This window comes from Halorubrum trueperi, assembly GCF_042662525.1.
In the GTDB taxonomy this organism is placed as follows: Archaea; Halobacteriota; Halobacteria; order Halobacteriales; family Haloferacaceae; genus Halorubrum; species Halorubrum trueperi.
In genome coordinates, this window is sequence record NZ_JBHSXI010000010.1 from 156,587 (window position 1) to 163,493 (window position 6,907).

The following is a 6,907-nucleotide window of genomic DNA, read 5'->3' on the forward strand; positions in this document are numbered from 1 at the left end:
GCTCTCGTGTTGCGCTCGCTCCCCGGATCGAAGAGCAACCCTTACGCGCGCGGCCGACCGATCCGACCGCATGGACGAGACAGCGGCCGCGTCGGCGTCGGCGTCCGCGGTCGAGGCGGGGGACGGGAACGGAGACGGTGACGGGAGCGAGACGCGGGGAGGCGACGACGCCGATCCCGACTCCGATCCGGTCGTCAGCGGCGAGGGAGTCCGCAAGTCGTACGGCGAGGTCGTCGCGCTCGACGGCGTCGACGTCCGAGTCGAGTCGGGAGAGGTGTTCGGACTGATCGGCCCGAACGGCGCGGGGAAGACGACGCTCGTCCGCGCGCTGACGGGAACGACCGAGGCCGACGGCGACCTGCGGGTGTTCGGCGCTCCACCGCGCGCGGTCGACTCCCAGCGGATCGGACTGCTCCCGCAGTCGTTCGACCCGCCGGAGCGCCTGACGGCGACCGAGCTGGTGGCGTACTACGGCGGCCTGTACGACGCGGCGCGCGACACCGATTCCGTCCTGCGCGACGTGGGCATGGCCGACGACGCGAACGCGTGGTACGAGACGCTCTCGGGCGGGCAGAAGCGCCGCACCTGCGTCGCGACCGCCATCGTCAACGACCCCGACCTGCTGTTTCTGGACGAGCCGACGACGGGGATCGACCCGGCCGGTCGGCGCGCGCTCCACCGGCTGATCGAGCGGCTCGCGGGCGACGGGACCACAGTCTTCCTCACGAGCCACGCGATGGACGAGGTCGAGCGACTCGCCGACCGCGTCGCGCTCCTCCGTGACGGCGCGGTCGTCGCGGTCGGCCCGCCCGCCGAACTCATCGCCGAACACGGCGGTGAGCCCAGGCTGGAGGTGGTCGTCGACGGGCCCGCCGGGGACGAGCCCGTCGAGCGCGTCGGGGGCGCGATGTCGCGGGATTTCGCGGTGGAACCGACCGCCGACGGGCTCCGGATCCTCGGCGTCCGGCCCGAGTCGATCGGCGACGCGGTCGACGCGCTCGACGCGGGCGGGATCGCCTTCGAGTCGCTCGCGTGGTCCGAGCCGTCGCTCGAGGACGTGTACCTCCGGCTCACCGGCGAGGCGTACTCGCCGCGGACGGGGACTGGCGGCATCGCGGACCGCGCGGGCGAGGACGCACAGGACGGGGGCGATCGATGACCCGTCTCGGACGGATCGAGACGGAAGCGACCGCGGCGGCGCGGTCGTTCCTCCGGCGGCGGACGGCGGTGTTCTTCACGTTCTTCTTCCCCGTGATACTCGTCGTGATCTTCGGCGCGCTGGTCCGGACGCAGCCCACCGGCGGCGGCCTGTTCGCGGAGCCCGCGGGCTACTACATCCCAGGGTATCTCGCCGTCGTCGTCCTCTTCACCCCGCTCTCCCGGGTCGGCTCGGAGATCGCGCGCCACCGCGACGGCGGTCGGTTCGAGAAGCTCGCGACGACGCCCCTCTCTCGGGGCGAGTGGCTGCTCGCGCACACCCTCGTCAACGTCGCGATCATCGGCGCGGCGAGCCTGCTGATCCTCGCGCTCGTGCTCGCGGTAACTGACGCCGAACTGATCGTCTCGCCCGCGCTGGCGGCCCTCCCCGTCTTCGTCGCGGTCGCGGTCGCGCTGTTTTGCGGGCTCGGGGCGATCCTCGGCGCGCTCTCGGACTCGCAGGACGGCGTTATCGCCGCGAGCAACACGGTTGCGCTCCCCCTGCTTTTCCTCTCGGAGACGTTCGTTCCCCCCGAACTGCTCCCGGAGTGGTTCCTTCCGGCGGTTGCCGCCTCGCCGCTGACGTACTTCGCGCGCGGGACGCGGGCGATCACCTTCGACGGCGGAGCGTGGGCCGGCGATCTGGGGGTCCTGGCCGGGCTGGCCATCGTCTTCCTCGCGCTCGGGGCGTACGCGATCCCGCGCGCGAGCTGACGAGACGGGTCTGTGGGGCGGAGCCGCCCGGAAGCCGGTCATTTATATCTCCCGCCGCCGTCTCGGAGAGACGAGAGAGGTCCAGTGTTGACGACCGTTCAATTCACCTGTTCGGACTGCGCACAGACCATCGAGGTCAACGACGAGATGCGGGAGACGATCCTCGCGGCGGGCTGTCCGGTCTGCACCACCGACGCCGGTGAGGACGACTTTACCGCAGAATAGCGGCCGCGATCGAACGGGTGCTGATCGATTGCGGGAGTAGGTATGTCAATTCGGAGGAGTGGTCGTTTATCAGTGAGACAGTGATGTCGCTGGCGGTTGTTTATATATCGTTGCTGGCGCGGTGAATTGTTGTGTTTCTGGCGTTGAGTGTTTATAAGTGATTAACGGTGCGGTGAACACTCACAAAGCCCCAGCCGCGAGGCGCGGAGCGCCTCTGGCAGCCGGCGGCAGAGCCGCCGGCGACTGCCCCTTTGAGCCCCACCCCGCACAGCACTGCACCTCACACCTCCCCAACCTCGCCGCGGCCGCTTATAAGCGGCCGCGGGCTCCCTCGCGGGCTCTCGCCGGCGGCTTCGCCGCCGGCTGTCAGAGGGACCTTCGGTCCCTCCCTACTCGCGCCCTGCCGGGCGCTCAGAGGCGCGCCGACAGCCTCGTTCATTTATAAGTAGCCGTCGCTGTCGCGCTCGTCCGTTTAAATATCACGTCGCCGGCGGCTGCCTGCAATACCCACTCCCGGAATCTATCGCCGGCGTTTCAGTACCCTCTGAGCGGTCGCTCTCGTTGGTGTGAGGTATTCGACGACGCGAGTCGATGCCAAATACGCTCGGCGTTCGACGACTCAGCTTATAAGGGCTCGATCAGCTCGACGGCGTGGCCGTCGGGGTCCTTGACGAACGCCGTCCGCGCGCCGGCGGCCGGCTGATCGCCCGGTTCCTTGACGACGCCGTGATGGTCGATATTCTCGAAGGTCGCGTCGACATCGTCGACGCCGACGGCGACGTGATCGTACCGGTCGCCGTCGTCGGACGGGGTCTCGCCCTCGGTGTCGGACAACTGGAACTCGACGCCGGCGTCGTCGGCGACGTACACGTTGCGCGTGTCGCCGTCCTCGGTGGTGAATTCCCAGGAGCGCTCGAAGCCGAGCTGTTCGACGTACCAGTCCGCAGTCAGGTCCGCGTCTTCCACGTTGAGACACGTGTGGAGTATCTCCATGGATCGTCGTCTCGCGCTCACACAATAAATCCCGACGGAAGCGGTCCGATCGCGCTACGGTCGCACCCGGCTAGCGCTCCGATCGCGCTCCGGTGCGTATCACGGACGGAAGCCGGCGAACGCGCTCCGCGTTCAGTCGATATTCATCTTTAACAAAGGATTTATTCGCTCTTCGCTGTCCAGTTGTAACATGGCAACTGAGCCCACGCGTGGGACTGACACGCCGGACCTCGACACGTCGGCTGCGGCGCTCGGTCACGACCGACCGGACGTGCCCGCCTACCGGGAACTCGCGTCCGATCTTCGCGACCGAGTCGCCGGCGAGGTTCAATTCGACGAGTACGCGCAGGTGTTGTACGCCACCGACGGCAGCATCTATCAGGCGCGGCCGGCCGGCGTCGTGACGCCGCGCTCGGTCGAGGACGTGCAGGCGACGATGGACGTGGCCGCGGACCACGGCGTCCCCGTCATCCCCCGGGGGGCCGGCTCCTCACTCGGCGGACAGACCGTCGGCCCCGGCTGCGTCGTGTTGGACTTCTCTCGGTACATGGACGAGATCGTGGACGTCCGCCCGGGCGACCGCCGCGCGGTGGTCCAGCCGGGCGTCGTCCAGGACCACCTCGACGCCCGCCTCGCGGAAGACGGGCTGAAGTTCGCGCCCGACCCGGCGTCGTCGGCGCGGGCGACGGTCGTCGGCGGCATCGGAAACAACTCCACGGGCGCGCATTCGGTGCGGTACGGGATCACCGACGCGTACACGGAGGAACTGCAGGTCGTGCTCGCGGACGGCTCGCTGATCCACACCCGCGAGGTCGTTCTCGACTCGCCGGAGTACGAGGAGATCGTCTCGGGCGACGATCGGGAGGCGGCCCTCTACGAGACCACACGACGTCTCGTCGAGGAGAACCAGGCGGAGATCGACGACAAGTACCCGGATCTCAAGCGGTCCGTCTCCGGGTACAACCTCCAGAAGGTGATCTACGAGAACGACGACGGCGAGGAGGTGATCAACCTCTCGAAGCTGTTCGTCGGCGCGGAGGGCACGCTCGGTACGATCGTCGAGGCCGAGGTGTCGCTCGTCACCCGCCCCGAGGAGACGGCGCTGGCGCTGTACACCTTCGACTCGTTGGTCGACGCGATGAAGGCGGTCCCCGAGGCGCTGGAGTTCCCGGTGAGCGCGGTCGAGTTGATGGACGACGAGGTGTTCTCGCTCGCGGCCGGGTCACAGGAGTTCGCGCAGTACGCCGAGCCGATTCCGGACCGCGCCACGGCGGCGCTCATGTTGGAGTGGGACTCCGAACTCGTGGACGACTTCGAGGCCGCGGTCGCGGACACGAACGCCCACTTCGTCGATGAGGGGAACGCCTTCGACGTGCTGGAGGCGTACACCGAGGAGGACCAGGCCGACATTTGGAAGCTCCGGAAGGCGGCAATTCCGCTGTTGATGGGCATGCAGGGCGACCCGAAGCCGTACCCGTTCATCGAGGACGCGACGGTGCCGCCCGAGGAGCTCGCCGAGTACGTCGGCCAGTTCGAGGAGGTGCTCGACGCCCACGGCACGTCCGCCGCCTACTTCGCGCACGCCGGGAGCGGGACGCTCCACATCCGGCCGATCCTCTCGCTGAAAGAGGAGGAGGGAATCGAGAAGATGCACTCCATCTCCGAGGACGTGACCGACCTCGTCTTAGAGCACTACGGCTCGTTCTCCGGCGAGCACGGCGACGGGCTCGCGCGCACCGAATTCAACCCGAAGATGTACGGCGAGGATCTGTGGGCGGCGTTCCAGGAGCTCAAATCGGCGTTCGACCCCGAGTGGCGGATGAACCCCGGAAAGGTCGTCTACGTCGACGGCGACACCGCCGCGGAGCGCGGCTATCCCGACAGCGCGGCCGACACCGACATGCGCGAGAACCTCCGGTACGGACCGACCTACCAGTCTATCGAGCCGCAGACGACCCTGGACTTCGAGGACGAAGGCGGATTCTCGCACCTCGTCGAGCTGTGTAACGGCTGTGGCACCTGTCGGGAGACGGACTCCGGCGTGATGTGTCCGACGTACCGCGCCTCCGAGGAGGAGATCCAGGCGACCCGCGGGCGGGCCAACATGCTCCGGGCGGCCATCAGCGGCGAGCTCGACGAGGACGAGATCCACTCCGACCGCTTCCAGGAGGAGGTTCTCGGTCTCTGTGTCGGGTGTAAGGGCTGTAAGAGCGACTGCCCGACCGGTGTCGACCTCGCGAAGCTGAAAGCCGAGGTGAAACACGAACACCACGAGGAGGAGGGTTCCGGCTTCCGAGAGCGGATCTTCCGCGACATCGATCGCTTCTCCGCGCTCGGGAGCACGTTCGCGCCGATCTCGAACGCGGCGACGAAAATCCCGGGCGCTCGCGCGGTGATGAACGCGGTCGCGGGGATCGCCCCAGATCGCGAGCTGCCGACGTTCCGCTCGACGAGCTTCGAGGAGTGGTTCGAATCGCGCGGCGGATCGGCGATCGATCCCGCGGAGGCGACGGACACCGTCGCGCTGTTCCCGGACACCTACACCAACTACAGCTACCCGGCGGCCGGGAAAGCGGCCGTCGAGGTGCTGGAGGCGGCCGGCGTCCGCGTCGAGGTGCCCGACGACCTCGCGCCCTCGGGCCGCGCGGCGTTCTCCACCGGCTTCCTCGACGACGCCCGCGAGCGCGCCGAGACGAACGTCGAAGCGCTCACCGCCCGCGTCCGCGACGGGCAGTCGGTCGTCTTCGTCGAACCCTCCGACGCCGTGATGTTCCAAGACGAGTACCTCGACCTACTCGACGGAGAGGACGTCGAGGCCGTTTCCGCCGCCGCTTACGGCGTCCTGGAGTACCTCGACGCCGGTCGGGTCGACGAGCGGCTGGCGTTCGACGCGCCCGCGGAGTCGCTCACGTACCACGGTCACTGCAACCAGAAGGCGACGAACAAGGACCACCACGCGGTCGGCGTGCTCCGCCGCGCCGGCTACGAGGTCGATCCGCTCGATTCGTCGTGTTGCGGTATGGCCGGCTCGTTCGGCTACGAGTCCGAGCACTACGACATCTCGAAGGCCATCGGACGGATCCTCTTCGACCAGGTCGACGAGAGCGCGGGCGAGACGGTGACCGCGCCGGGCGCGTCCTGCCGGTCTCAGCTCGGCGACCGCGAGAGCGCCGAAGAGAGTCCCCCGCACCCGATCGAGAAGGTCGCCGACGCGGTGACCGGACGAGCGTCCCCGGCCGACGCAACCGACGCGGTCGACGCGGCCGACGCCGGCGCGCCGCCCGCGGACGACTGAGCCGACATCGCGGCCGACGAGCGCCGCGACGCTCCCTCGGTTTCGGACTTTCGAACGGTGCCTCCCGCACGTCAGATCTCCAGAACCGTCAGTACTGGACGAGTGGTGAGTGATAGCGGGAGTGAGTATATCAATTCGGTCGACGGGCCGTTTATAAGTGAACGAATGGTGTTGTTAGCGGCTGTTTATATATCGTTGACGGCGCGGTGAATCGCTCAGTGTGTGGCGTTGATTGCTTATAAATGATTGTCGACAGCGCGGTGAACACTTATAAAGCCCCAGCAGCGACGCGGGCGCACGCTCGCTGTCGCTCGAAAATCAGAGATTTTCGGAATGTCGCCAGAATCCTTCGGATTCTGGCTGCTAGCCGGACGTAGTCCGGCGATGTCGTCAGAACGCAAAGCGTTCTGACTGCTAGCCGGAAATCAACGATTTCCGGCGATGACGAGAGAGCTTTGCTCTCTCGAACCACGCTCCTCACTC

5 protein-coding genes are annotated in these 6,907 nt (G+C 67.6%); 4 read left to right on the forward strand and 1 reads right to left on the reverse strand.

Translation table 11 applies throughout. The features are described from left to right. Positions 1 to 70 precede the first annotated feature (70 nt). The 3 genes from ACFQEY_RS09925 to ACFQEY_RS09935 all read left to right on the forward strand — a co-directional run bounded on the left by ACFQEY_RS09925 (position 71) and on the right by ACFQEY_RS09935 (position 2,136). Positions 71 to 1,159, forward strand: coding sequence for an ABC transporter ATP-binding protein (locus ACFQEY_RS09925; RefSeq protein WP_379767947.1), 1,089 nt, complete (start codon positions 71 to 73; stop codon positions 1,157 to 1,159). Next, positions 1,156 to 1,911, forward strand: coding sequence for an ABC transporter permease (locus tag ACFQEY_RS09930; RefSeq protein ID WP_379767950.1), 756 nt, complete (start codon positions 1,156 to 1,158; stop codon positions 1,909 to 1,911). The genes ACFQEY_RS09925 and ACFQEY_RS09930 overlap by 4 nt, the downstream gene beginning before the upstream one ends. A gap of 87 nt (positions 1,912 to 1,998) precedes the next feature. Next, a complete protein-coding gene (locus ACFQEY_RS09935; RefSeq protein WP_379767953.1) occupies positions 1,999 to 2,136 on the forward strand; it encodes a DUF7560 family zinc ribbon protein in 138 nt (45 codons plus the stop codon). A 624-nt stretch (positions 2,137 to 2,760) separates the two neighbouring features. Here the strand turns inward: ACFQEY_RS09935 and ACFQEY_RS09940 are convergent. Further along, a complete protein-coding gene (locus ACFQEY_RS09940) occupies positions 2,761 to 3,129 on the reverse strand; it encodes a VOC family protein (protein WP_379767956.1) in 369 nt (122 codons plus the stop codon). 190 nt (positions 3,130 to 3,319) lie between these two features. Here ACFQEY_RS09940 and ACFQEY_RS09945 point away from each other — a divergent pair, with 190 nt between their 5' ends. Next, positions 3,320 to 6,424: an FAD-binding and (Fe-S)-binding domain-containing protein gene (locus ACFQEY_RS09945; RefSeq protein ID WP_379767959.1), complete on the forward strand. Its 3,105-nt coding sequence runs from the start codon at positions 3,320 to 3,322 to the stop codon at positions 6,422 to 6,424. Positions 6,425 to 6,907: the final 483 nt, after the last annotated feature.